25 protein-coding genes are annotated in these 25,252 nt (G+C 49.1%); 7 read left to right on the forward strand and 18 right to left on the reverse strand.

Translation table 11 applies throughout. The features are described from left to right. Positions 1–138 precede the first annotated feature (138 nt). Positions 139–597: a hypothetical protein gene (locus tag AAC022_RS08345; protein WP_339730047.1), complete on the reverse strand. Its 459-nt coding sequence runs from the start codon at positions 595–597 to the stop codon at positions 139–141. A 177-nt stretch (positions 598–774) separates the two neighbouring features. Beyond that, complete coding sequence (locus AAC022_RS08350; protein WP_339730049.1) at positions 775–1,764, reverse strand: DUF1559 domain-containing protein; 990 nt, start codon at positions 1,762–1,764, stop codon at positions 775–777. Positions 1,765–2,246: 482 nt separating this feature from the next. Here AAC022_RS08350 and AAC022_RS08355 point away from each other — a divergent pair, with 482 nt between their 5' ends. Both AAC022_RS08355 and amt read left to right on the forward strand, forming a co-directional pair. Beyond that, a complete protein-coding gene (locus AAC022_RS08355; protein ID WP_339730050.1) occupies positions 2,247–3,314 on the forward strand; it encodes a tRNA-dihydrouridine synthase in 1,068 nt (355 codons plus the stop codon). Positions 3,315–3,638: 324 nt separating this feature from the next. Next, positions 3,639–6,629, forward strand: a complete 2,991-nt coding sequence (amt, locus tag AAC022_RS08360) for an ammonium transporter (protein ID WP_339730051.1) — start codon at positions 3,639–3,641, stop codon at positions 6,627–6,629. 6 nt (positions 6,630–6,635) lie between these two features. Here amt and AAC022_RS08365 read toward each other — a convergent pair whose 3' ends face one another. From AAC022_RS08365 to AAC022_RS08430, 14 genes are all read right to left on the reverse strand, one after another. Further along, a complete protein-coding gene (locus AAC022_RS08365; RefSeq protein ID WP_339730052.1) occupies positions 6,636–8,171 on the reverse strand; it encodes a YifB family Mg chelatase-like AAA ATPase in 1,536 nt (511 codons plus the stop codon). A 513-nt stretch (positions 8,172–8,684) separates the two neighbouring features. Next, positions 8,685–9,329, reverse strand: coding sequence for an RNA polymerase sigma factor (locus AAC022_RS08370; RefSeq protein WP_339730053.1), 645 nt, complete (start codon positions 9,327–9,329; stop codon positions 8,685–8,687). 57 nt (positions 9,330–9,386) lie between these two features. Next, the gene (locus tag AAC022_RS08375) at positions 9,387–10,280 is read right to left on the reverse strand and encodes a hypothetical protein (RefSeq protein WP_339730054.1); all 894 of its coding nucleotides are present in this window, start codon (positions 10,278–10,280) and stop codon (positions 9,387–9,389) included. Continuing rightward, positions 10,277–12,280, reverse strand: coding sequence for a serine/threonine-protein kinase (locus AAC022_RS08380; RefSeq protein WP_339730055.1), 2,004 nt, complete (start codon positions 12,278–12,280; stop codon positions 10,277–10,279). The genes AAC022_RS08375 and AAC022_RS08380 overlap by 4 nt, the downstream gene beginning before the upstream one ends. Before the next feature lie 152 nt (positions 12,281–12,432). After that, positions 12,433–12,657 (reverse strand): PLD nuclease N-terminal domain-containing protein, encoded by a 225-nt coding sequence (locus tag AAC022_RS08385; RefSeq protein WP_339730056.1) that lies wholly within the window; start codon positions 12,655–12,657, stop codon positions 12,433–12,435. 52 nt (positions 12,658–12,709) lie between these two features. After that, positions 12,710–12,934 carry a PLD nuclease N-terminal domain-containing protein gene (locus AAC022_RS08390; protein ID WP_339730057.1) on the reverse strand — a complete coding sequence of 75 codons (225 nt, stop codon included), beginning with the start codon at positions 12,932–12,934 and terminating at the stop codon, positions 12,710–12,712. Positions 12,935–13,146: 212 nt separating this feature from the next. Next, positions 13,147–13,371, reverse strand: a complete 225-nt coding sequence (locus AAC022_RS08395) for a PLD nuclease N-terminal domain-containing protein (RefSeq protein ID WP_339730058.1) — start codon at positions 13,369–13,371, stop codon at positions 13,147–13,149. A gap of 56 nt (positions 13,372–13,427) precedes the next feature. Beyond that, positions 13,428–14,099 (reverse strand): FHA domain-containing protein, encoded by a 672-nt coding sequence (locus tag AAC022_RS08400; protein WP_339730059.1) that lies wholly within the window; start codon positions 14,097–14,099, stop codon positions 13,428–13,430. A gap of 230 nt (positions 14,100–14,329) precedes the next feature. After that, positions 14,330–15,136, reverse strand: a complete 807-nt coding sequence (locus AAC022_RS08405) for a hypothetical protein (RefSeq protein ID WP_339730060.1) — start codon at positions 15,134–15,136, stop codon at positions 14,330–14,332. Positions 15,137–15,337: 201 nt separating this feature from the next. Next, positions 15,338–16,426 (reverse strand): membrane dipeptidase, encoded by a 1,089-nt coding sequence (locus AAC022_RS08410; RefSeq protein WP_339730061.1) that lies wholly within the window; start codon positions 16,424–16,426, stop codon positions 15,338–15,340. Positions 16,427–16,504: 78 nt separating this feature from the next. After that, positions 16,505–16,990 (reverse strand): DUF423 domain-containing protein, encoded by a 486-nt coding sequence (locus tag AAC022_RS08415; protein WP_339730062.1) that lies wholly within the window; start codon positions 16,988–16,990, stop codon positions 16,505–16,507. Positions 16,991–17,041: 51 nt separating this feature from the next. Continuing rightward, positions 17,042–17,623, reverse strand: a complete 582-nt coding sequence (locus tag AAC022_RS08420; RefSeq protein WP_339730063.1) for a DJ-1/PfpI family protein — start codon at positions 17,621–17,623, stop codon at positions 17,042–17,044. A gap of 27 nt (positions 17,624–17,650) precedes the next feature. After that, entirely contained in the window at positions 17,651–18,529 is an 879-nt protein-coding gene (locus AAC022_RS08425) for a sulfite exporter TauE/SafE family protein (protein ID WP_339730064.1), read from the reverse strand. Positions 18,530–18,541: 12 nt separating this feature from the next. Continuing rightward, positions 18,542–18,688, reverse strand: a complete 147-nt coding sequence (locus tag AAC022_RS08430; RefSeq protein WP_339730066.1) for a hypothetical protein — start codon at positions 18,686–18,688, stop codon at positions 18,542–18,544. Between the two features lie 182 nt (positions 18,689–18,870). Between AAC022_RS08430 and dprA the strand changes: the two genes are divergently transcribed. The 5 genes from dprA to AAC022_RS08455 all read left to right on the forward strand — a co-directional run bounded on the left by dprA (position 18,871) and on the right by AAC022_RS08455 (position 22,868). Further along, entirely contained in the window at positions 18,871–20,001 is a 1,131-nt protein-coding gene (gene dprA, locus AAC022_RS08435; RefSeq protein WP_339730068.1) for a DNA-processing protein DprA, read from the forward strand. Between the two features lie 41 nt (positions 20,002–20,042). Then, entirely contained in the window at positions 20,043–20,720 is a 678-nt protein-coding gene (locus AAC022_RS08440; protein ID WP_339730070.1) for a class I SAM-dependent methyltransferase, read from the forward strand. A gap of 7 nt (positions 20,721–20,727) precedes the next feature. Next, positions 20,728–21,564, forward strand: coding sequence for a ferritin-like domain-containing protein (locus tag AAC022_RS08445; protein ID WP_339730072.1), 837 nt, complete (start codon positions 20,728–20,730; stop codon positions 21,562–21,564). An 18-nt stretch (positions 21,565–21,582) separates the two neighbouring features. Continuing rightward, complete coding sequence (locus tag AAC022_RS08450) at positions 21,583–22,287, forward strand: hypothetical protein (protein ID WP_339730073.1); 705 nt, start codon at positions 21,583–21,585, stop codon at positions 22,285–22,287. Between the two features lie 365 nt (positions 22,288–22,652). Further along, complete coding sequence (locus tag AAC022_RS08455) at positions 22,653–22,868, forward strand: hypothetical protein (protein ID WP_339730074.1); 216 nt, start codon at positions 22,653–22,655, stop codon at positions 22,866–22,868. A gap of 68 nt (positions 22,869–22,936) precedes the next feature. On the opposite strand, the gene AAC022_RS08460 is transcribed toward AAC022_RS08455, so the two are convergent. Together AAC022_RS08460 and AAC022_RS08465 are read right to left on the reverse strand one after the other, a co-directional pair. Then, entirely contained in the window at positions 22,937–23,401 is a 465-nt protein-coding gene (locus tag AAC022_RS08460) for a hypothetical protein (protein WP_339730075.1), read from the reverse strand. 306 nt (positions 23,402–23,707) lie between these two features. Beyond that, positions 23,708–25,225, reverse strand: a complete 1,518-nt coding sequence (locus tag AAC022_RS08465) for a sulfatase (RefSeq protein ID WP_339730076.1) — start codon at positions 25,223–25,225, stop codon at positions 23,708–23,710. Positions 25,226–25,252: the final 27 nt, after the last annotated feature.

Genomic DNA, 25,252 nt, shown 5'->3' on the forward strand with positions numbered 1-25,252 from the left:
CGGTTGACAGCGTCAGGTCTTGACGCTGCGCGTCATGCCTGACGCACAATAAAAAGAACGGTCTCATAAAGACCGTTCTTTTGCCAAGCTTAAGGGAGTAGTGTATTTTGTTGAATATTTAGCCTGACACCGAACGAGTTATTTTGATGAAATCTCGTAATCGAGCGTGCCCCCTGGCGCGCTTACTGTCGCCACCGTAAGATTCATCTCCCGATTGGGATTTGTGAACTTCTCCGGGAGTAATTGAGTCGCTCCCACATCAGCTGCATCTTTCCCTTCTGGAATAGGACTACCATCGGGGAGTCCTATTTTCGAGAAGGTCACGATATATTCTCCCTCTTCAACACCAGACTGATTACTGCGGTGTGTCAGCGCATATTTTCCCTGGTTGTCGGTCACACCATAACCGCCTGTCCCTCCCGTTTTATTACTGGGATTAAAGATGACAGTAATGTTCGCTGTTGGCTTCCCGTCAAGTTTTACTGTTCCTGTTACCGGAATTAATACTTCAGGTACCTCAGGAGAGTGACTACTACAACCAGTCATCATTCCTATCATCACTAAAATAATCGCAAGATTTCGATTCGATTTCAGCATACTCTCTTCTTTCAGTAAGAACGTTTCAACGCATAACCTGATCTCTGTGAATCAGTAGTAAGCGATAACAAGAGACCATCACATTAAGTAGCTCAGTAGATCGAACACACAACCTGAGAAATGCATCCCCTGAGCGGATTTTCACCGCGGGGAATACAGACTCATTCATGCTGTTACTTAAAATTCGCCGATTACTTTTCCATCTGCGATGTTCGCTAGATTGCTACGGGTGGTTGCATCAATATTTTCGCTGATGAACCGCACAGCTCCGTCCCCCATCAAAACATGCATGCCACCAACATGTGTACTACCTGGGTCTCCCCATTCTCCAAGTCGTCCTGCTTGATATTGAGCCATCGCAGGAGACCTCCAAGTACAACAACGAAACTCATTGATTCCACGACTTGATTTCAAATTGGTTCCCAATCCCACATGTGAGGCGGCAGCCCATGATTGGCATTCACCGTCATCGACATCCAGAGTCGTCTCAGCAACGGCAACCGTATTACTTGTTCCATCTTTGATATCACGAACCTTGCAGTTCGAGTTGATGCCAAACATGGCTCGCGCCGTCTTGCCTTCACTAGTCCAGAAGTTACAGCCGCCTGTATCATGTGCGTTAGTCACACTGAAGCCATAACTGGTCCGGGCGGAGTTGGCAGCACCTGTTCCATAAGCGGAACTTGCAGGAGCGAAACGTGCGCCACCATCATCAGAAGGGCAAATCAAAATCGGTATAATGTTAGTTCCTAACACGGCATTTCCGCTGGCAACAGCTCCCCCTCCGGCCAGAGGATTGGAAGTATTGGCCGTATCCCTGCGATCTCCGGAAGCAGCACTGAAATTATACTGATTGTATAATGGTGCCTGGTCCATGAAGGGAAGCAGATAAAGCCAACCAGTGTGGTTCGTGACGAGAGCACCAGTGCCTGCGTCACACGTACCGGGATTTGCGGTAGCGTAAGGAAACACCCGATGTGTATCATGATAGTTATGTAAAGCTAATCCAATCTGTTTCAGATTATTTTTACACGTCGATCTTCTGGCTGCTTCACGCGCCTGCTGTACTGCAGGAAGTAATAAGGCAATCAGAATAGCAATGATGGCGATCACCACTAGCAGCTCAATGAGCGTAAACCCTTTTCTACGATGGATGGGTAAAGACACAGAAATCTCCTCAAGTAATAAAAGAAATCATGACATGGATTGTGCCAAAACAGAGACCTTTGATCAGATACTGGCATTAAGCACCGCCAGACATCAGGCTGTAATGGCGAACAAACAAGATAAGTATTTCTCTAATTAGCAAGCGGTGTGCCAACTGTTGAAACTGATCCGGTCCAGAGGGTGTCTCTTTACATATTGTCCGTTATTAAACAACCTTATAAATTTTTTGCTTGAAAAATTGGGGGCGTGTTCAGAATTCCGGATGCTTGAATAATAGATGTAAGCGCTATCACTGTTGCTCTCTATTTGGGCAGCAGAGAATGGAGACCTGTCCCAATAGGCACATCAACCTTTTGAACAGTACGACAACCGCATTGCATTCGGTGTATCTCTAGACATAACATACAGCAGACCAGTGAATTGCCGAATTCATTTTCAAGCTGAGTCCCGATACTTCAACAACATAAGTCGAATACAAAAGTATGTCCGTCAATCAAATTCCTGCTGTTTCTTTAGGCCCCTATCAACTGCCATCGCCGTTATTTCAAGCAGCGCTGAGCGGTTATAGCGATTACCCGATGCGCGTGATCGCTGCCAGACTAGGCGCCGCCTATACCCTCTGTGAAGTCATGATCGACCGCATGATCGTGCAATCGAAACAAGGTAAACAGCACTCGATGATGTACTGTCATCAGGACGAATTTCCCGTCGGTGGTCAGCTGATGGGCTCAGAGCCGGAAGATTTCGGACCTGCCGCACAAAGGCTGGTTGAAGCTGGCTTTCATGTGATCGATATCAACTTCGGCTGTCCTGTCAAAAAAGTTCTGAGTCGCTGTCGGGGAGGCTATCATCTGGGTCAGCCAGAAGTCGCGTTGGATATTATTTCCCGCGTGCGAGACGTGGTACCCGATCAGATTCCCGTCACTTTAAAAATGAGACGAGGCATCGACGACACCGCAGAATCGGAAGACAATTTTTTTCGCATCCTTGATGGCGCTTATGAACGCGGGCTGGCTGCGATCACCGTGCATGGACGAACCGTACATCAAAAATACGTCGGCCCCAGTAACTGGGAATTTCTCAAACAAGTCAAACAGCACGCAGGCTCCAAAATAGTCATTGGCAGTGGCGACCTGTTCTCGCCGCAGGCCTGTATCGATATGCTCCACATGACGCGCGTCGATGGCGTTTCCATCGCCCGCGGTGCAATTGGTAATCCCTGGATCTTTCAGCAAACGGCTGACCTGCTCCGCGATCAACCAATCTCCCCGCCGGATATCCACGAACAACGAGCCGTGATCACCGAACATTTTGAACTGGGACGCACGTTTTATGGAGAGAAAAAAGTCTGCAATACGATGCGCAAGTTCGGCATCTATTATTCCGAACTCCATCCCCAGCGAACTGAGGTTCGCAAAGCGTTTATCGCCGTAAAAACGTCAGAACAGTGGTTGCAGGTGTTAGAACAATGGTATCACAATAATGCACCGGGTATTTTCCCGCCCGTGGAACAACCCAATCCACTCTCTATAGAAGCACCAGCAACCTGAGTCTGCTACACGACACAATCGACTCTGTGACACTGCTAATAGAAGGCAGCGTCACACGCGTTTCCCCCATATCCGCAACAAAAGCAATCGGATTAAAGCGACTGGATCAAATCTAGCCGACATTCCAATCCTACCGATTAGCCCCGTTATGCCTATCAAAGCTTAATGTGAATCAACCAACCAAGATTCGAGGGGTTTCACTCAATTATATTTTGACTGTCTTCAATCCCAACGTAGAGTTTGAAAATTCTTGTTTTTAAAAGATGAACGATCCTTCCAAGCGCTTTGTGATTCACCAGTTATCATTTGAAGGCCTCACGTTAAATGTCCCATGAGTTAACAACCAATACAATTTGGGTGCTGACCTGTACCAGTCTTGTGTTTCTGATGCAGGCTGGCTTTTGTTGTCTGGAATCTGGTCTCTCTCGATCAAAAAACAGCATTAACGTGGCTACCAAAAACGTAGTGGATTTTTTCATCGGCGCTTTGATTTTCTGGTTGTTCGGCTACGGCTTAATGTTCGGCAGTTCCTACTATGGATTGATCGGAACGTCACAATTTGCGTTCGAAGACAACAGCCCCGCGCACTGGCCTACCGTTGTTTTCTTATTTCAACTTGTTTTCTGTGGCGCAGCAATGACCATCTCGTCCGGCGCTGTTGCCGAACGCATGCGTTTCCGATCCTATCTCATCCTGGCAGTTGGCATTGGCGCTGTTGTTTACCCTCTGTTTGGACACTGGGCCTGGGCAAAAGACATCTCTGGAGCACCGGCGGGATGGCTCGGAAAACTGGGGTTCATTGACTTTGCTGGCTCCAGTGTCGTGCATTCGGTCGGTGCGTGGTCTGCGCTGGCTGCTGTTCTGATACTCGGCCCGCGCACGGGGCGGTTTTCCAAAAAATTCAACCAGTCGCGATTCTCATCCAGTAATCTTCCTCTGGCCGCTTTGGGATTTTTAATTCTCTGGTTTGGATGGTTTGGATTTAATGGCGGAAGCACACTTGCTTTGAATGGTGAAGTGCCCTCGATCATCCTGAACACAATCCTGGCAGGGATTGCAGGGGGAGTCTGTGCTCTCACCTGGGAGTTGATCTCATCGAAACAAATCTCCGTCGAAAAGATTTTTAACGGGTCACTGGCAGGACTCGTTGCGATTACAGCATCCTGCAACGCGGTGTCGTATCCCAGCGCGCTGCTCATCGGTGGCATCGCCGGCATTGTCATGCTGGTCTCCTTGTCTCTATTAGAAAATCGATTTAAGGTCGACGATGTCGTGGGAGCGATTCCCGTACATGGTTTTGCCGGAGCCTGGGGAACTTTGGCGGTAGCTCTGTTTGCAGATGTCGAGTTATTTCAAGACGGCGTCTCCCGCATACATCAGTTAGGAATTCAAGCACTCGGTGTTGCCGTCTGCTTCATCTGGACCTTCGGGTTCATCTGGGTTTTCATGTCAATCCTGAATCGCTTCATGCCAATTCGCGTGACTGTTGAAGATGAAAAAATTGGACTGAATGTGGCGGAACACGGTGCTTCTACCGAGTTACACAGTCTGCTGGAAACGATGATTGCCCACGAAAATGGTGACAATTCCTTAAGGGCAGAAGCAGATAACTACACCGAAGCAGGAATCGTCGGCCATCAATACAATCGAGTGCTGGATGCGCAGGAAATCCTGTTATCCGATGTCAAAGATCGCGAACTGCGATATCGCTCGATCATGGATAATGTGATGGATGCGATCATTACCATCAACCTGGAAGGAAGAATCGAAGAATTTAATCTGGGCGCAGAACATCTATTCGGGTATCTGAACCACGAAGTCGTCGGGCAAAACATTAATTTGCTCATCCCTCCTCTACATCAGAATATTCAACATGAATACGCCGAGGGGGACCTCAACCCACAGCTGGTACGGGCCATCGGATCCCGGCAGGAAATCGTGGCGCAGCGAAATGATGGGTCTACTTTTCCGGCAGAACTCGCCGTCAGCTCCGTGGTCCTGGCAGATCGGGAAATCTTTACTGGCATTATCCAGGATATCAGCGAACGTAAAGAATATGAGCGATCTTTAAACGAAGCCCGCAAACGGGCGGAAGCAGCCAGTGAAGCAAAAAGTGAATTCCTGGCCAATATGAGCCATGAAATCCGGACCCCCATGACGGCCATTCTGGGTTTCACCGATATCCTGCTCGGCAATCTTCAAAATAAAGAGGACGTTGAAGCGGCCAACATTGTGAAACGTAATGGTGAATTTCTCATCGGAGTGATTAATGATATTCTCGACCTCTCAAAAATCGAAGCCCGCAAAATTGAACTGGAACAGGTCCGCATCAACACCCAGGAAATCATTTCAGACATCGCATCACTCATGCAGGTCAAGGCCGATTCCAAAGGTCTTAAAATCATTATCTCCTTTGAAAATCCAATCCCGGAAACCATCGTCACTGACCCCACTCGTCTGCGGCAAATTCTGATTAATCTGCTTGGTAATGCCATCAAATTTACCGAAACCGGTCACGTTGAATTGCGTATCAAAACCATCAACACGGAAAATGGATTCCCACAACTTCAATTTCAAGTCATTGATACCGGTATCGGAATTTCAGAAACGGCTCTCGCTCAAATCTATCAGCCTTTCACACAGGCAGACAGTTCAACAACCAGAAAATATGGTGGCACCGGCCTGGGTTTGGCGATCTCAAAGCGACTGGCTGAAATGCTCGGGGGAAAGATACACGTTGCCAGCATCATCGACGAAGGCAGTACCTTCACGATCTCAGTCAATATCGGATCACTGGAAGGAATTCGGCTGCTGCAACTGGACGAGAACGCCATCAAGAAAATCTCGACTGAAACCAAAGATGAAAATGTGCTCAACTCAAACAGCCATCTTTCTTCAAGCCGGATTCTCATCGTGGAAGATGGTCTCGATAACCAACGCCTCATCTCGTTTCTGTTGAAAAAAGAAGGCATGCAGGTCGAGCTGGCAGATAACGGCAAGATTGGTTTTGAACAGGCGATGGCTGCTTTGGAAAACGATCAGCCTTACGATTTCATCTTGATGGATATGCAAATGCCTGTGATGGATGGTTATTCCGCGACCCGAAAACTACGTGATGCCGGCTATTCAGGGCCAATTATCGCACTCACCGCCCACGCCATGAAAAACGATATGGAAAAATGTCTCAACGCTGGCTGTAATGCCTATGCCACTAAACCCGTCGATAAACAAAAACTGCTGGAGACGATCTCGCAACTTGCAGAGCCGGAAAATCATACTGAAGAACCTCAGCTAACCGCACCAGCAAATAAATAAGACGGTTCAAGACCAAAACTGCCGATCCAGCGTACGATAATTAATGGCTTCACTAATATGCGATGCAGTGATCTGGTCGCTCTGATCCAAGTCAGCAATCGTTCGGCTGATGCGTAATATTTTATCATGCGCCCGCGCAGAAAGTCCCATTTCTTCCATCGCCGATTTCAGTAACGCCTCTGCATCGGCAGCCAGTTGACAATATTTTCTCAACTGGCGCGGCGTCATTCGACCGTTGTGTGAAGCCGATTCCTGCTGAAAACGGCGGAACTGAATCTCCCGCGCTTCCAAAACCCGTTCCCGCATCGTCGTGCTGTCTGTGCCCGCTGTTTTTTCCGAAAGATCCCGAAACGGTACTGGAGGAACTTCAATGTGAATGTCAATCCGATCCAGCAACGGACCACTGATCTTGGAAAGATAACGCTCGATTTGCATGGGATTGCAGGAACACTTTCGCCGTGGATCAGAAAGATAACCACAGGGACAAGGATTCATCGCTGCAACTAACATCACGTTCGCGGGAAATGTGACACTGCCGATCGCGCGCGAAATGGTGACTTCTCCTCCTTCGAGTGGCTGCCGGAGTACCTCCAGAGTACGTCGATTAAATTCGGGTAACTCATCCAAAAATAACAGACCATTATGCGCCAGGCTGATCTCACCAGGTGCCGGCGTGGATCCTCCTCCGACGAGCCCTGCTTCACTAATCGTATGATGAGGCGTACGAAACTGCCGCAGCATGATCAACGACTGATTGTTGGATAAACGCCCCATCGCACTGTAAATTCGCGTCGTCTCTAAACTCTCTTCCTGAGAAAGGTGAGGCAAAATTGTACTCAACCGCGAAGCCAGCAATGTCTTGCCGGTACCGGGCGCCCCGATCATTAATAAATGATGCATGCCGGCAGCAGCGACCGTGATCGCCCGTTTCGAATATTCCTGCCCCTTAACATCGCTGTAGTCAATTTCGTACTGACCATGTTCATCCAGCGCGTTCTCCCAGGAAAACTCGACTGCTTCGATCGGCAAATTTCCTGTATAAAAACCGACGGCTTCTGCCAGTGTGCCCACAGCAAATACATCCAGCCCCTCGACAACGGCTGCTTCCGCAGCATTCTGAACGGGGACCAGGATTCCCTGCTTGCCCTGCTCGCGCGCCGCAATGGCCATCGATAACGCGCCGCGAACCCGACGAATTGTGCCATCCAAGGCTAACTCTCCCACGACCGCATAATCCTGAAACCGATCCGAGGCGAGCTGCCCACTGGCAGTCAACAGCCCTAAGGCAATTGGTAGGTCGAACGAAGCGGCATCCTTGGGGAGATCCGCGGGCGAAAGATTGATCACAATTCGATCAATGGGGCGATTGTACCCGCTATTCACCAGAGCCCGTTCAATCCGATGCGTGCTCTCTTTCACCGCTGCTTCTGCCAACCCCACCAAAATGGTTTTCGGCATCGCCCCCGGAGAGATATCAACTTCCACTTCGACCGGCTTGGCGTCGATGCCAAATAAAGAATAGGTAAAGAGCTTGGCCAGCATGAGGATTTTCTTCAGTTCCAATTAACGCTTATTTTGTCCAGTATTCAATTGATCCTCACCATGCTAACCAGAATCAGAACAACAGTCCACATACCTAAAGTCGGACTATCCTGTTTTTAGGTCAAAATTTCGAGAGAATTGGAAAGAATTCCGTTGCAAACCAGTGATTTTCAACCGATTGGCTTTTTTTCATCGCAGTCTTCGACTAGAATACCCGGCCCAATACCGATAACATTCTGCAGACCTCATCAGTCAATATGTGGTCTTGATTTGAAAATCTCGAAGACCATAAAGGATAAAGTCATGGCAAAAACACAACGTAAACTGAAAAAAGCAAATCACGGTCGTCGTCCTGCCAGTGCCAAAGCACGCAAGGCCAAACGCAAGCACATCAAATTCTAATTTGATGTGGCCGGTCGCGTACGACCCACAAATACAAAAACCTCGCCCTGCGATGATCAGGCGAGGTTTTTTGCTGCGCTGTTCTGAAATGGGGATCTGAGTCGCCCGACACTAAGACAATCCCAGTCCCTGCAAATCGGCATCATGAATCTGAGCAGTTTTGATCGCGTCTTTTAATTTCCCGACCACAAAATGCTTATGGTTGGCGACTGACTGTTCTGAAATCTGTAACTGTAATGCGACCTCTTTATTCGCCTTCCCTGAAACAAACAACTGCTCAATGCATTGCAGCCGCTCATACTCCCCATTTTTGATCCAGGATAAGATTAATTCCTGCAGGCTCTCACAAATGATCTGCTCTTCTTTGGATTTGCGTTCTTTACTTCGCGCCAGGCTGGATGCCACTCGTGCATGACCTGCCGGCTCACGATGGTTTTCCCGTTCGCCCTTCTCGTCCGGAAACAGAGGAATCGTGGGCCGCCTGCCCTGCTTACGGAGCAAATCCGTCAACTTATGAGAGGCAATCGCAAACAGAAATGACTCTAAAGGAGTTGCAGGATCATAATTGGGCAGACTGATCAAAAACCCCAGAAACGTTTCCTGAACGACGTCTTCGCTGCTCGCCGCATTCCGCAGACGGCTATTCACAAACGCCAGCAGGCGGCCTTCAAACCGCGCAATTAACTCGGCCCAGGCGTCAGAGTCACCGGCTTTGATTTGAGAGACCAGAAGTTGGTCGGCTTCATCGATCGGCATGAATGAATCACAGACTGCTTTGAGTTGAGAAATTTCTAAGAGGCCTTATATTGTAGCCTAATGATGGGTGACTCTCAAATAAACGGCGACTCCGGCACACAGTAATGTCATCAGGCCAAAGCCACCTCCCAGCCAGGCGACCCGTTCATTCCCAATATTCTGTCTCCATTTCGTGAACAGCATCTTCCGCACGGGAGGCGAATCTTCCACTTCGAGATAGGCGCGATACATATCCTGCTTGAATGGTTCACCGGATTTCAGAACATTGCCGAAATCATGTTCGACAGTCTGATAATATACTCTTCGGTATGCCGTATGACGCAGCAAATCCGGATTCAGCTTCCACATATTGATTTTGAACCGTGGATATCTCAGCATCAGATTCGCCTGCAGGTGTTCCATGGCTTTTGACAACGCATCATAGAGTGCGTCTTCGCGCGTCGCGAATAACCCTGACTGAAAAACGGGCTTGCTCGATTCTAATAAATTATGCTCATTCTGTTTCGTGTTTTCCAATCCGGACACGACCCAATCCGGTAACAATTCCAACGTATGACCTTCTTGTACTGCCGCAGGAACCGGAATTTCTGCTTTGGGATCATATGGTTTGCGAGCCACTAAAGGTGCTTCTGAAAAGGAATCTTGTGGTAGCAGGGGACGATCAACGATGGCTGGAATTGGAGTTTCTAACACAGATCCTGCAGGTGGTTCACTGTGCTTCTGGTAGACTGCAGATGACTGCCTGCGCTCCTGGTAGACCACCACCGGCAGTACTACTGCCAGCAAAACTAAAAGTACTCCCCCTGCAATCACTGCAGCCATCAGCGCCAGAAAACTCCCGAACGAGAAACCTCGAGCAAATTTGGCAACGATGAACAGGAAGCTAGGAACTAGAATTAACACGATCAGCAACAGCAGGCCCCATTTGAATTCAATTGGTGCGGCGTTCATTGTTTCGCCCCCTTTATCTCAACAACTCGTTGCTCTGCAGGAATCCACGAAGCAGAAAGCTGAACCACACTTGAAATAATGGCGGCCCAACTTACCGCAGCAACCACGGGAAATGCCCAGACTGCTGTGACCACGTAAGCAATAAATACCGTAAACAGAACTGACGTAATCTTGAATTTTCGCGGTCGAAACGAATCAGCGTGCCACCACCAGCGGCGGAAACAGAATAGCATTCCAAAGAAAATGACATAGGCAATCAAGCTTGGTTGGCGATCGGCTAAAGTCAATGAATAAGGGCCGATCACGTTAAACAGCGGCCTCAATCCCATTTGCATATCATGTGACGCAGGTATAGAAGTCATTAAGACATCTACTTGAATTAAATAAATCAGCGCCCCCACAATAACACCAGTCGCCATCCAGATAATCCGGCGAGTGCTGTTATCGAATGTCTTACCTTCTGTGAGTTTTGCAACAACCAAAATACTCCAGGCCGCGACCAATGTCCCAAACGTCAATAAGGCAAAAGGAGCCAGGTCAGTGCCACTCCAGAAACCTTTGGAAATCGCTCCATCAGTAAAACAGAGAATCCCCGCCATGATCACCAGCGTACAGATTACTGCTTTCACCATCGAGACCGATAAATCATACAATCGACTTTGAGGTGAAATGGATCGTGGGGTTCGCGGTGTCAGTGATCGTTGATAATAGCGTTTGTTGCGATGCTGCTCCTGCACCCGACGTTGCTCTGCTTCCGCTTTTTGTCGTTCCTGTTCTTTGAAAATCCGCGTCTCTTCCAGTACTTGTTCACGGTATTCTCTGGAAGCCGTATCCGCACGGTGATGCTTTTCTTTGTCCCAAAGATCACTGATCGGAGGCGGGCCTTTTATCAGAAATGTAAGCCCTTTGGTAAAAAACCACTTCCCGAACACACCTGTCATGACAATGCCCCCACAAAAAAGCATCATTAGAACGAGACCAAGGAAGAGCGGCAAACCGACCTTCAGACTTGCCATCGTGGCTCCCATCAGCCCGAGAAGAAACAGCATCAGGATGATCGCAGGTCCCAATAGCCAGGTATGCTCCCAATAACTCTGATTGTTCGAGACACGAGAGGTCTGTCTCACCCCATCCGAATGTTGTATCGGGTCAGCGACAGCCGCGAAGGTTTCAAATGAAGCGTCGGGGATTTCCGTAACCGTCTCACGCTGAAACAGAGCCCGTTCAAATTCCTGCTTGAAGGCTTTGATGTCGGGGATGCGTTTGTGTGGGTCTTTTTCCAATGCACGCCCCAAGACAGCCCGCAAATGAACGGGCAAACGACTCAGGTCCGGCTTTTCGGAAAGATGTTTCATCAAAATCTCAGCCGTCGATTCCCCGTCGAAGGGAACCACGCCGGTAATCATCTCGTAAACCATTACCCCGACTGCATACACGTCGACTTCTTTTCCGTAACGTCCCCGCGCTACTTCGGGCGCCATGTAATACACCGTGCCCACACTCTGAGTATTCGCACTCCGTCTGCTGTGAGAGATAAACTTGGACAAGCCCACATCACCAATTTTGATGATCTCACCATCACGAAATACATTCGAAGGCTTCAGATCCCGGTGTACCAGTCCGCGACTGTGCAGATAAGACAATCCTTCTGAAATACCCGATAGCCAATACCGCACCTGCTCCATTGGCATCCCATTCGGACACTGATGCAAGGCTTTATCCAAACCCTGGCCGGACACAAATTCCATCACCACCCAGTGGTCACCATCACGGTCTGTTTTGACATCAAAAATTGTCACCAGGTTGGGATGCTTCAGATTCAAACATTGGGTCACGCCGCGCAACTCAATATCCATGTTCTGCTGCAGCAGTTTTAACGCCACTTCCTTGCCGGAATCGCTCAGTGCATAATACACCTCACCAAATCCACCCCGGTCGATGGCGCGCTTGATCGTAAATCCTTCTAAAGGCTTCGATTCTGGTGCAAAGGTGAATTTCATGGTTCATTCCATCCGTTAAACAACGTAATTGTTGTACGGCAAACAATTTATGACTGCTGTTGACGCGTGTACTCTCACACATGCCATGATTGATTGTTAACTATTTTAAGAACGTTCGCAAAGTCACTTTGGATCATTTTATTTCTCTGAATCTACTGGCCCGTCTGTTTGATTCGCTCAGGCCGTCGGATCAGGTAATATATCAAAGCGCCAATCCCATTCAGAAAAATGATCACTAACACCCAGATAATTTTGTCGTTGCCATCTGACGGTTCATTTTTCAGACAGTCAATCAACATCCAGACCCAAAGCACAAACGCTAATACCGAAAGAATAAATCCGATGACCGTTAACATCAGGCCGACTAATAAGGCCATAATTCAAATTCCAATAACAAATTCCAATAACAAAATCCATTAGACCTCGAATTTACTGTCCCGTCTGTTTCATTCGTTCTGGACGACGAACCAGGTAATATAAAATGGCTCCGAGATAACTGAGGAACACAATCACAAGAGCCCAGATTATTTTATCATTGCCCATCGACGGTTCATTTTTCAAACAGTCAATCAGCATCCAGACCCAAAATACCGTTGCCAAAACACCAATGACAACCGAGAGTAATACAAACAACAGCTCTAAGATTCCAAACATAAATCCAATTTCCATAATAACATATCTAGTTTAGCGCGAGTAAAACCCCAAATCGTTTAACTGACGACCTCCCAGCGAAAACGCAGTTCCGGTCCACAGACCAGAGAGCCCGGGGTTAACACAGCTCCCTTTGAAGCAGACTCCTCATTCGTATCAATATTCCGTTTCAAAGTACATCGCCCCTGAGCAACCTGGCTACGTTTAGTTTTTATCTACTGTCCCAATTGATCTATTCGCTGGGGACGACGTATGAAGTAATAGAGCATCGATCCTAGAATTCCGAGGAATACCATCAAGAGTACCCAGACCACTTTATCATTACCGGTCGATGGTTCGTTTTGCAGACAATCGACAAGCATCCAGATCCACATCACCAACTGCAAGATCATGAAAGCAACCACTGCCAATATCAGCAGTCCAAATATCGCTGAATCCATGAATTTCACTTTCTTAACGACACAAACTGATTAGCGCGAGTAAAACCCCAATTCGTTTAACTGACTACCTCCCAACGAAAACGCAATTCAGGTCCACTGACCAGAGAACCCGGGGTTAACGCGGCTCCCTCAGAAGCAGACTCCTCATTCGCATAAATCTCCAACTTCGAACGACACAAAATCTGATCGCCTTGGCGATACAAAATGACCGTTCCCGGCCAATTGTGACAGACGACATGATTCTCACTGGAGGGACCAAGCAAACACGTCTCCGCCATCAAAATAATGCCATCCAGTCGCTGTTGAGGCTGATGATGACTCGTCAACTCCAGGCAGGCAGTGGCGCTCAGCACAGTTGGCTGACGAAAGGTGATTACGGTATCTGTATTCAGTCTAAGCTCTGCCTGATCGGTGAGCAAGACGCGATCATTCACAGCACGCTGATTACAAAAAACAGGGGCCTTTGCTTCCAGGTAATAGCTCTCCCCGGAACGCACAATTGAAGCATGGTGCCGGGACAGGTTTGCCAGCAATGACAAATCCGCCCAAGCCGACCCCAGGCCACCAACGGTTCCCGGCTCACCCGGGCCACCAATGCGCATTGTTTCCTGCAAATACACCAGATAGGTTCCTACCCCGTCAATCCACAACAGATAGCTCGAACCGGCGGCGGATTTCGCTGCGGGAGCCTGCTGAGAATCTTTTGAAGACGAAGTAAAAAAGCCCAAGGTTGTTCTCCTGAGAACGGATCTGATTTCAAACGAAGTGACAGGCTGTATGACTCTTTATCTTAACGTATGATTCCCCAGATTGGTCTACCGGAATCAATTTTTTTCGCCAATCATCATGCTGTTTCCTGACTGACGTGAAACTGGCACGGGGCAGGCAGCCTCGCCCAGGGACGAAAACTACCTGCCACCACGCGCGCCAATGCATCATCTCCACATCTGAAAACTACTTATTGAACAGCGACTCGATCGCCAGTCTTCGATTTGAAGTACTCATCCATTTGCTTGACGACATCCCGTTTTTCTTCCACTTTCGTATCGACGGGAATCAGGCCGGTGAATTTTCCTTCGGCATCCAGCAGTTTTTCTTTCACATCAAGCTGCTTGTTCAAATCTTTAATCAGACTCTTGGCTCGTGTGAGTTGTGAATTGTCAATTTCCAGATTACTGACAGTCTCAGCAGCCTGGACCGATTTCAAGCGTGCATCCAGTTGTTCGATCTGCACTTCCATGTCCATCTTGGCAGACAGCATGTTTTCGAGCTTCTCACGATTGGCATCCAACGCTTTTTCGCGTGCTCTTAAAATCTGTGTGTTACGCTTGACGGTGTCTGTCGCGACTTTGAATCGATCAAACCGTTGTGCCAGATCGTTGCGAATTTCATCTTTGGAATAGGTTCGACTCGCATACACAAATTCGGTGTCATTAGACTCCAGGTCAGAACGTAGCGTAAACATTGCCTCTTTCTGCTGCTTCATCGCCAACTCTGATTCATGAATCTCGTTCTGCAGCGATTCGACATCCACCTGTTGCTCGGCGATCACATGCATGCAGCGCCGGATATCCGGAACCAGATCCTCCACCATCTTGCGCGCCCGATCCACTTCAAAATCAACGGGGACTTCAGATTTGACCGCCTGCCTCACGGAGTTCCCGGCCGTCTTCACATAGCTCACAACGTCACGGCCAAATACGAAGGTTCCCAGTGTGGCCAGCACTGCAGCACCTATCACAAATTTCTTACACATAAATACCATTGTCCAGACTCCCTCTCAGTACAACAAATGTTCGATTCGGAACAGTAGGCCAAACCGATCGGCCACGTCACTGTCAGTTATTCGCCAGCCACACATCAATCTTGAAACATTTTCAAAAGATTTCTCACAAAACAAAAAAACGCCGTATCCTATTGTTTATCAATAAGATACGGCGAATCAATTATTGAGTGTAAGCCCGTGTCAGGCAGAAGTTTGAGGCAACGCCTTCATAAAGAAGTTGATGAAGTTCTGAGACATAATACCTTGAATATCTTCCGTACTGTAGCCCCGCTTCTCCAGAATCCCGATGTATCTCTCCAGATCGGCAATCGTGTCCAGATCGTGCGGCGTCTGCTCCTTACCGAAACCACCATCCAGGTCCGTCCCCATACCACAATGCTTTGCATTTCCCGCCAACTGACAAATGTGATCGGTGTGGTTGGCAATGTCTTCCATCGAAGTCGTCGCCGGATCAGAGACACCAATCGTCCAGCCTGGCTTAATCATCCAGTTATCGAAGGCACAACCAATCACGGCGCCCCGTTCAATTAACGCTTTGATTTGCTCATCCGTTAATTGACGATCTGCGTCTACCAGCGAACGACAGTTGTGATGGCTCGCCAGTACTGGCCCCTGATAGACATCCAGTGCTTCCCAGAACGACTGATCTGCCAGATGAGTCACGTCCAGCAACATCCCGACCCGATCCATCTCTTTCAGTAAAGCAGGGCCTTCCTCTTTGAGTCCCCCTGTGCTGCCTGTTCCAAAACAATAAGGGCCCGGACCATAATGCGCGGGTCCTAAAATCCGTAGTCCCGCGTCAAACCAGTCGCTAATCTGTCCCGGAGACAGAATCGGCGGTGCGCCCTCCATACTCAAGATAAAACCAATGGGAATCGAACTCCCGTCCGCCCGTGCTGCGTCTTCATGGGCTTCCCACTCCGCAACATGACTCTGCAAAGTGGCTCTGTCTGGAATCTCTCTCAAAACGCCTTTAGCAACCATCGCCCGGTAATAAGCCAGTTGGCCCATCGCCACTCCATAGGCGGCTTCGCGTGACTGAAAGTGCGACATCGCCGCATCTTTGCGGTGCAATCGAGGCAGCAACGTGGAAATCGTCATTCCCACGCCCCCTTTACGGAGCGCGTGCCACGAAACAGTTGCTTCGCCGGGGGTAATGTTTTCGAACTGCCTTTCGAATTTCCGAATTTCCGTAACTGGTAATTCCAGATCACGGTTCCATTCGCAAGCATTCCAGGCCATATCCAGGTGGGCATCAAAAATCAGCATGGGTTCATCAATCCTGAAAGTAAGGTGGGAATGATCGTTTCCAATCATTATTCTAAAATAAGCCACGCGCCGATGGCATTATATTGAGGAAGGAGTTTCGGGACCGGTCACCACATCGGAAGCGGAGCCGCCACAGCAACAGACTCCTGCTGCCAGGGAAAACCAGCCCACGATGAGCAACGTGCCTCCAATCGGCGCAATTGCTCCCCAGAAAGTCTGACCGCTGAGTGTCAAAACGTAAAGACTGCCGGAGAAAAAAATGATCCCCAGCAGAAAACACCAGCCCGCAGTATTCAACAGTTTTTTCTTCTGGGAAGTCAGTCCAGCAAAACCGACCATCAATAACGCCAGTGAATGATACATTTGATATTGCGCGCCGGTTTTGAAATCATTCATATATTTCTGCGCCGCTGGTACTTCCACGCCGGCAACCGTTTTGACCTGACCTTCGTATTTTTCTGCAAAATAACCATCGATTCCATGTGCGGCGAACGCACCTAGAATCACAGCTAGACCACCCAAAGCTGCCCCAATCGTAGACCAGTTGAGAGAACAACAAGACATCAGCGTTTCTCCGAATACAGAAAGTTTCAATAACTCATGATCTAACGTGGATTACAACTCGATTTTCGTTCCCAGTACTTCCAGAAAGGCCGCCAGCCACTGCGGATGTGCAGGCCAGGCAGGCGCGGAAACCAGATTTCCATCCACGTGTACGCCATCAATGGGCGTCTCGGCATAAGTGCCTCCCGACAGATTCACTTCAGGAGCACAGGCAGGATACGCCGTGCAGCTCTTACCCTTCAGCACACCGGCGGCGGCCAGTAACTGTAATCCATGACAGATTGCAGCAATTGGTTTATCAGCTTCAGAAAACTGTCGCGCAATCTCCAAGACACGTTCATTCAGACGAATGTATTCCGGTGCCCGTCCGCCGGGAATCAACAGCCCGGTATAATCATCGGAATTCACATCCGCAAAGGTCGCATTCAGCGTAAAATTGTGGCCCCGCTTTTCGGAATAAGTCTGATCTCCTTCGAAATCATGAATCGACGTCCGAATGATGTCCCCCGCTTTTTTATCTGGACACACCACATCGATCTGATAGCCGACCATCTGCAGCGCCTGAAATGGAACCATGATTTCATAGTCCTCGACATAATCGCCCGTTAAGAACAGGATGGATTTGTTTGCCATTGGATTCTCTCCTCTTGTGCTATTTTTTTATCCGGCCAGCAAAAACACCAGACGCGCCCCAATCATAAGAGCCACCGACAGTAATAACCAGCCAAACTGTTGTCTCAACTGCAGGCCTTTGAGTCGGGCATTTAGATCAGACCCCAGGCGAGCACCGACAGTCCCCCCCAAAAGTAGCGCGATCACAATGGCGATACTGATATTTCCATGCCAGGCATGTGCCACTGTCGACTGAAATGCCACAATCCAGACAATCACCAGACTGCAGGAAATCGCCCGATGCGTGGGAATTCCCAATCCAAAAATCAACATCGGCAATAACAAAATCCCACCACTGATGCCCAACAGACCGGAGATCAAACCCAACCCCAGTCCGAACCAGGCAATCAAAGGAATTGAAAGTTTCCCCTCAAATAAACCGGGAAAACTTGCCAGCGGAGGGAGCTGAAAACGATCTTTCAAAAGTGCTCCGGTGATTTCGGAATCGGAACGACGGGCACTTCGTAGAGACAAAATTCCCAAACTAACCAACATCACGAAATAGGCAACGAGAACAATAAAATCTGCGACGCGGATTGTCTTACCATTAATGCTGATTGCCGCTAATTCTTTCGCATGTTCCAGAATCCCTGTCCCGGTAATGACTCCTAAGAACAGACCTCCGGTAATCACCAGTGGGAAAGATAAATCCCGGACTTTGATTTTTCGGGCCAGTAACGAAGTCGTCGCCGGTCCCAATACCTGACAGGCACTGGCACCGACTGCCAATTCCATCTTGATCCCTAACACAATATGCAAGATGGGAACCAGCAGAAACCCACCCCCCACACCAAACATTCCCGCCAGGAAACCAATCAGGCCTCCGGCTAAAGAAATTGTTAAAAAATCGATCAATCCAAAGCCCATCCGCGTGCCGCCTCAGATTTGATAGTCGGGGAAAATATAGTCATCGTCCGAATTATTGTTCGAACGATCCTGCCACAGATTGAAGAGCCAGTTCACAATCACTCCCCATAAAACCGGAATGATGATGCAGGCAAAAATGAAAAATATCTTGTCCAGCATAAGCTTGACCTTTTACTGAGTGTGCTTTGGTGTGCCTTGTGTTTAGAGGCAAACCGCGGTCGCTGTCAAGCGTTAGCTACCGCTTCCCCAAGATTGATCTCCGATCTTAGTTGTTTTTTCATATCTTTTATGAGAGCATGTACGTTCGTGAATCAACCCTTTTTACTGAGGCCTTTCCGAACATGGATGATCGCCCCCCTGAATCAGAACAACCGCTTCTCGATCAGATCCAACTGAATCTGATCCACGGAGTAGGGCCGCGTCTCCGTCGCATCCTGTCGGAACATTTCGGTACCGCCTCCCAGATTTTAAAGACGCCCCGGCAGGAGCTTTTAAATGTTCCCGGCATCGGTAAGAAACTCGCCGATGCGATCTGTTATCGTTCCGCCAAGTCCACTGCCGAAGACGAACTCAAACGCTGTCGCGAGTTCGGCTATCAGATCCTGTCTGAGGAAGCAGACGATTATCCTTCTCTGCTGAAAGAGATGCCCGACCCGCCCTCTTTGCTCTACTGTAAAGGGAGCTTGTTGCCAGAAGACGAATTGGCGGTCGCCATCGTCGGCTCGCGCAAATGCACCCACTACGGCTTACAGCAGGCAGAAAAAATCGCCGGCGCCCTCGCCCGGTCCGGCATCACCGTCGTCAGCGGACTGGCACGCGGCATTGATCGCGCCGCTCATGAGGGCGCACTCAAAGCGGGCGGCCGAACCCTTGCTGTGATGGCCACCGGTCTTTCACACATTTATCCGCCCGAACATCGAAACTTAGCAGAGCAAGTCACCAATCAAGGTGCACTCGTCACCGAATTCCCCCTTGATCAGGCTCCGGTCGCCGGCCTGTTCCCGCAACGCAATCGCATCATCAGCGGCCTTTCGATGGGGGTCGTTCTGATTGAAGCCGGACGTAAAAGTGGCGCGCTCCACACCGCGCGTCATGCTTACGAGCAGGGGCGCGAAGTTTTCGCGGTTCCCGGCCGCATCGATCACCCCGCCAGTGCCGGCTGTCACGACCTGATTCGCGACGGCGCAATGCTGGTCCGCAGCGTGGAAGACATCCTGGAAGGACTTGGCCCTGTCAAAACCCCTGTGATGACGGCCCAAAGCCGTGAAGTGCATACTCCCCGTGAACTCGTATTAAGCGAATTCGAACGGGACATCCTGAATCTGGTGACGCTCGAACCACAGCATCTCAATGAAATCATTCAATCCAGTAGCCTCGACTCTTCGCGCATCCTGTCCACACTCACGATTCTGGAAATGCGAAAAGTGGTCAAACGGCTGCCCGGCGGCTTTCTCGTAAGAGCCACCGGCTGAATGGGATTCAAAAACGAGACGCATTCGATTACACTCTCACCATGAATACTGCCTCTCAAGATAGCATCGCCGGTCAAGCGGTCTACTCAAAAAAATTATTGTCGATTTATGATCTCTGGGTTCTGGGAATTTCGAATTCTCTGATCTGGAAATGTCGTACAAAAAATATCCTGCACTGGTTGAATCAAAATTTGACCAGCAATCATCTGGATGTTGGCGTAGGCACCGGCTTCTATCTTGAACACTGCACGTTTCCGGATTCTAAAGTCAGACTCGGCCTGCTTGATCTGAACCCCAATAGTCTGGAAGCGACCGCCAAACGCGCCAGCCGCTATACCCCCGAAGTCTATCAGGCCGATATCCTGCAGCCGTTACCCACTCCACCACAGCGGTTCGACTCGGTCAGTCTGAACTATCTGCTGCATTGTCTGCCCGGCGATCTAACATCCAAAGCAACACTCTTTGATCATCTCGCCCCCTGGCTGAATCCGGGTGCGATCATTTCCGGCTCTACAATTCTGCACGAGGGAGTTCCCCAAGGTCTTGCCGCAAAGCGTTTAATGCAGTTTTACAATCAAAAAAAGATCTTCAGTAACTCTGCAGACAGCCTCGATGCGTTACAATCTCAGCTCGCCAGTCGCTATACTGACGTAGAACTGAAAGTCATCGGCTGTGTCGCCCTGTTTCGAGCTCAATTCAATCCTTCTACGACGAATTAACGCCTCTATGGAAATTCGCGAATTTGCAGAACAAGTCCTGCTCAGCGACTCACTGGACGAAAAGCTGACCGCTGCTCCCGAAACGCTCACAGACGAACAACCCGGCGAACCGTTACGCATCAAGGAACCGGGGCGTCCTGCTAATTTGCAATTCGCACCACCCCGCACCGCACCTGCCATGCCGAAACCGTCCGCGCTGGTCGAACAAGACAAACGGGCGCTGGCGCATCACATTATGGCCAATCATGAGTTACAGGCACTGGAAGTGATGGCCTACATTTTGTGCGCGTTCCCCGATGCTCCCACCGAGTTTCGTCAGGGGATGTGCACGATCATGGCCGACGAACAACGCCACACCCGTATGCATAAAGAACGCGCCTCGCTACTCGGCCTCGAGTTCGGTAGTCTGCCTGTGAATTGTTATATCTGGAAGAAGGCCCTCAGCTACGAAAGCGTACTCGACTATCTGGCCGGTCTCCCGCTCACCTTCGAAGGCCGCAATCTCGATCATGCACAAGAGTTCGAACAGTATTTTCTCGACGCGGGCGACCAGCGCAGTGCCGCGTTGATGAAAGTGGTCTACCGCGATGAAATCCAACATGTTGCATTCGGCTTACACTGGCTTCGTCAGTTAAAGCCCGATCACCTCTCCGACTGGGAAGCGTACGAACAACATTTGCACTGGCCTGTCAGAGCAGCACTTTCAATCGGCGACACATTTAATCGCGAAGGTCGAATACAGACTGGCATGAGTGATGAATTCATCGAGCAACTCTATCAGGCAGCGCAAACGGATCAACGTCCTAATCAGAAACCCAAAAACCTGGATCAGGAAAAAGGGTAACAGTCAGGAGGCAATTCAATGATCCAGCCAGGATTGCCGTTGTGGGATAAAGTCATCTTGATCGACTGGCATGGCGTCTTGTCGCGCGATCCATTCTGGATCTCGATTCTCCACAATCAGTGGCATCCTCTGCATCAGCAACTATCAGACGCGACAGAAACCCTCTTCACACAAAAAAACGATCTCGTACGCGACTGGATGCGGGGAGATTTGAACGCAAACCAAATCGTAGATCGTCTGCAAGTCCCACTGGGTCAAGAATTCCCCCATGATTACCTGCAGCGAAAACTAGTCGAGGACTGCCAACTCATGCGTACCAATGGCCCGTTGATTCAGTTTTTAAAGGAAGCACAAAAAGCAGGTACAGGCATCGTCCTTGCAACCGACAACATGGACTGTTTTCATGAAGCAATACAACGAGCAAGACAGCAGAGACAACAATTGACTCAACCTGCTGAAAGTAAAACAAACTCGTTTACTGCGACTGCGCAACTGTTTGACGGCATTCTCTGTTCCAGCGAACAACACGTCTTGAAAAGAGAAAATCCACAGTATTTTTTCGCAGACTGGCTTAACCGCCATTCCCTGGATTTCAGTGACGCACTGTTGTTAGACGACCTGGAAATAAACTGCAATACATTCCGCTCCGCCGGTGGTGCAGCAATTCAAGTGACGAACGAGTTCTTTGAGAGTCATTCGAGCGAGAGACACTCTAAACGATGACTCTGTCATCACACTATGATATAAGAAAAGATCCGGCTCTAGTCACTACTTGAAACACCGGTTAGAATTTGATGCGTCCCTGAAAGATCATCTACTTCGAATCAATCAGTCGAACATGACAGCGCAATCTTGTGAAAGAATCTGCTAGCAATATGTGGCCTTTTTCGAAACCAAAACACGCGCCCGGATTTCATGGTATCTGCCCAGACTGTGAAAAAGAACTCGATGCGGTTCTCCAGGTATGTAGAAACCAACTACCTGTTCTCACTTGTCCGCAGTGCAATAAAACCTTCGATTATTCCTACCATCCATTCCATGTTTTTCAAGTGGTTCAATCGCAACGTCGGGACTGTCGTGCATCCGCTATGAAGCAACTCCTGCGCGAATCCCAGATTAAAGAACCAAAATACATTCGGGAACGTTATTGGATCGTCTACGAATTACCAGACAGAGTCATTATTTTTTACGATAGTGCAGACAATAATTATGATGTGCAAATGACAGAGAATTCTCCCGTCACCTTTGGCAGCATTCAGCAGGTCATCGACTACCTGTCTGACAAGGCACCTATCTCATCGTAATCTACAACCCAAAAAACGACTCCTTGCTTTGCCAGATCTATTCAAGGCTGAGCTAGGAGTAATATTGGTTATGCGACCGCATCAAGCCCCATCAAGCCGTCGAGCAAAGAATCTGCGGAGAGTGCGCCGCTTTCTTTTTGTTGGCTAAACAATGTTTCCAATAAACTGGAAACAGTTGATGCAGCACCAGATGTTTCTTGACCTGACTCACCGAAACCCGCTTGACTGGCGCGAGCCCCGAGAATGTCCTCTGCATCCAAGTTATATTTTTCGAAGATCGAGTCAATTGCTGAGTTCAAATCCTCTGGCTCTTTCCCACCTGAAGAACGGATCTTTTCGAAAAGCGCCTTCAGATCCTCTTTGAGTGCTTCGGCAGTATCCGTATCAACTCCAGCTTCCTGCAGTATATTAGAAATTCGTGATTCAAACCGACCAGAACCTTTTGCTTCGGGCTCCTCGATCGAATTACCCTGTGAAGACTGAATGCTCTGATAGATAGAAGGACTACTATTGATTGATCCAATACCACTCATGTCTATCTCTCCACTTTTGAAACGAAACTTTCAATACTGCGTACGAAAACAGCTCTGCCAGAAGCCGTACTTACCTAATCGGAATAATCGCTACAGTCATCCATCTAAAATGGGTGTTGCACAAGAAAAAACATGATCTAAATGCCCGTTGATGCAAATCTATCTATGGAATCAACACGTATCTCATTCCATCACAAAGAGTTTGGCATAGCAGGTACTAGAATCGTTTTCCAAAGAAATACGCAATGACAAACTTTCGTTCAGCGACCGAAACACTGTCCATGCGCACCATACATTCTAGTAAGCTTACTTCACTTGATTCTTCTTCCCTCGTTTTTTCCGTTTGACTTCGAGGCTCGGATGCTTCGGGCCGCCACCTAAATAGGGATGCTGTTCCAGTTCATCTCCCTGTCCCAGTTCGCGGGGATCGTGTGTGGCGATCAGGTGTTGGTGCATTTTTTTCGCTAACTCCGTTTTGACCTTTTGATACATCGCGTCCTGCGCGACATTCTTCAATTGATCAGGATCGTTCCGCAGATCATAGAGTTCTTCCGCGGGCAGTTTACCAAATGCCAGTTCGTACAGTCGGCGATGATTGTCATCTTTGTCTTTTTTCTGAATCATATAAGTCTTAGTCGGCCCATTATCACAGTCGCCATACCAGGTCCCGGGAATTGTGGCTTTCTGATACTCGGGCGTTCCTGCCGGCCAGCGATCAGGACGGAAATTATGAATATAGAGAAAGTCATCCGTGCGAACGGCGCGGCAGGGATAGCCACCCATATCGGGGGCTTCCTGTGAAGGGACATGCCGCTCTTTACCGAAATAGATCTCACCCCGCTCTGCAGTCACGCGTCCTGACTTCGAATTCGACAGAACAGGCATCAGACTACGTCCCGTGACATCAGCGGGAATCGTAACCCCGGCGGCTTCATAAAATGTGGGTGCTAAATCGATCAGGCTCACAAAATCGGTTACGCTTCGCCCCGCTGGAATTTTTGCAGGCCAGCGTGCCGCCAAAGGAACGCGAGTCCCCGTATCGTACAGACAACTTTTGCTGCGCGGGAAAGGCATCCCGTGATCGCCGGTCATGACAATAATTGTATTCTCCAATTCTCCCTTTTGTTCGAGCAACGCCAGCGCGTCTCCAACCAGTTTGTCAAATCGCTGCACTTCCCAGTAATAGTCGGCAACATCACTGCGCACTTCCGTTGCGTCAGGAAAACAGGCAGGCAGCTTGATTTTTGAAAGATCCATGCCACTCTTCACACCTGAGCCAGCCTGATATGGTCGATGGGGATCGCTGCTGCCGAGCCAGAAACAAAATGGTGTTTCGCCGTCTCGCTGATTCATGAAGTTCTCGAAGTTTTTATAGCGTTTCCCCGCCAGTTCTCGCGAACGTGTTTCCGTACGTCCGGGTCCCCAGGCTTTGCCAGTATGGCCGACGCGATAACCGTGGGCCTTGAGAATTTCCGGATACGTTTCAAATTTGTCCGGAAAAATGCAGTGCAGGTTGGCGCCCGCTTCCAACTGCCAATGATATTTTCCCGTCAGGATCGCACCCCGTGAAGGCGTACAGGAAGGAGACGATACATATGCGTGCTGAAACAAGACACCTTCCCGCGCCAGGCGGTCAAAGGTCGGCGTTTTAACTACCGGGTCGCCATACGCACCCGCATGTGGCCAACCCCAGTCATCGGCAATCGCGAACAGAATATTGGGCCGCTGTTGCTTCTCCGCAGCCTGCGTGTCCACGGCAAAGAACAGATTCAAAATCAGGGTCAAACAGAACAGTAGACGTAACACGACAGAACCATTAAGCATAGCGCAACCTTTAACGGTAAGTAAATT

Origin of the sequence: uncultured Gimesia sp. (genome assembly GCF_963976445.1) — a bacterium.
GTDB lineage: Bacteria > Planctomycetota > Planctomycetia > Planctomycetales > Planctomycetaceae > Gimesia.

Coding starts and splice junctions, on each gene's coding strand:
- AAC022_RS08420 (WP_339730063.1), bottom strand. CDS start 17,623: ATGGCAAACAAATCCATCCTGTTCTTAACGGGCGATTATGTCGAGGAC.
- AAC022_RS08465 (WP_339730076.1), bottom strand. CDS start 25,225: ATGCTTAATGGTTCTGTCGTGTTACGTCTACTGTTCTGTTTGACCCTG.
- AAC022_RS08460 (WP_339730075.1), bottom strand. CDS start 23,401: ATGAGTGGTATTGGATCAATCAATAGTAGTCCTTCTATCTATCAGAGC.
- AAC022_RS08430 (WP_339730066.1), bottom strand. CDS start 18,688: ATGCTGGACAAGATATTTTTCATTTTTGCCTGCATCATCATTCCGGTT.
- AAC022_RS08390 (WP_339730057.1), bottom strand. CDS start 12,934: ATGTTTGGAATCTTAGAGCTGTTGTTTGTATTACTCTCGGTTGTCATT.
- amt (WP_339730051.1), top strand. CDS start 3,639: ATGTCCCATGAGTTAACAACCAATACAATTTGGGTGCTGACCTGTACC.
- AAC022_RS08380 (WP_339730055.1), bottom strand. CDS start 12,280: ATGAAATTCACCTTTGCACCAGAATCGAAGCCTTTAGAAGGATTTACG.
- AAC022_RS08365 (WP_339730052.1), bottom strand. CDS start 8,171: ATGCTGGCCAAGCTCTTTACCTATTCTTTATTTGGCATCGACGCCAAG.
- AAC022_RS08405 (WP_339730060.1), bottom strand. CDS start 15,136: ATGGTATTTATGTGTAAGAAATTTGTGATAGGTGCTGCAGTGCTGGCC.
- AAC022_RS08455 (WP_339730074.1), top strand. CDS start 22,653: ATGAAGCAACTCCTGCGCGAATCCCAGATTAAAGAACCAAAATACATT.
- AAC022_RS08445 (WP_339730072.1), top strand. CDS start 20,728: ATGGAAATTCGCGAATTTGCAGAACAAGTCCTGCTCAGCGACTCACTG.
- AAC022_RS08385 (WP_339730056.1), bottom strand. CDS start 12,657: ATGGCCTTATTAGTCGGCCTGATGTTAACGGTCATCGGATTTATTCTT.
- AAC022_RS08425 (WP_339730064.1), bottom strand. CDS start 18,529: ATGGGCTTTGGATTGATCGATTTTTTAACAATTTCTTTAGCCGGAGGC.
- dprA (WP_339730068.1), top strand. CDS start 18,871: ATGGATGATCGCCCCCCTGAATCAGAACAACCGCTTCTCGATCAGATC.
- AAC022_RS08355 (WP_339730050.1), top strand. CDS start 2,247: ATGTCCGTCAATCAAATTCCTGCTGTTTCTTTAGGCCCCTATCAACTG.
- AAC022_RS08345 (WP_339730047.1), bottom strand. CDS start 597: ATGCTGAAATCGAATCGAAATCTTGCGATTATTTTAGTGATGATAGGA.
- AAC022_RS08440 (WP_339730070.1), top strand. CDS start 20,043: ATGAATACTGCCTCTCAAGATAGCATCGCCGGTCAAGCGGTCTACTCA.
- AAC022_RS08410 (WP_339730061.1), bottom strand. CDS start 16,426: ATGCTGATTTTTGATGCCCACCTGGATATGGCCTGGAATGCTTGCGAA.
- AAC022_RS08375 (WP_339730054.1), bottom strand. CDS start 10,280: ATGAACGCCGCACCAATTGAATTCAAATGGGGCCTGCTGTTGCTGATC.
- AAC022_RS08395 (WP_339730058.1), bottom strand. CDS start 13,371: ATGGATTCAGCGATATTTGGACTGCTGATATTGGCAGTGGTTGCTTTC.
- AAC022_RS08370 (WP_339730053.1), bottom strand. CDS start 9,329: ATGCCGATCGATGAAGCCGACCAACTTCTGGTCTCTCAAATCAAAGCC.
- AAC022_RS08450 (WP_339730073.1), top strand. CDS start 21,583: ATGATCCAGCCAGGATTGCCGTTGTGGGATAAAGTCATCTTGATCGAC.
- AAC022_RS08415 (WP_339730062.1), bottom strand. CDS start 16,990: ATGTCTTGTTGTTCTCTCAACTGGTCTACGATTGGGGCAGCTTTGGGT.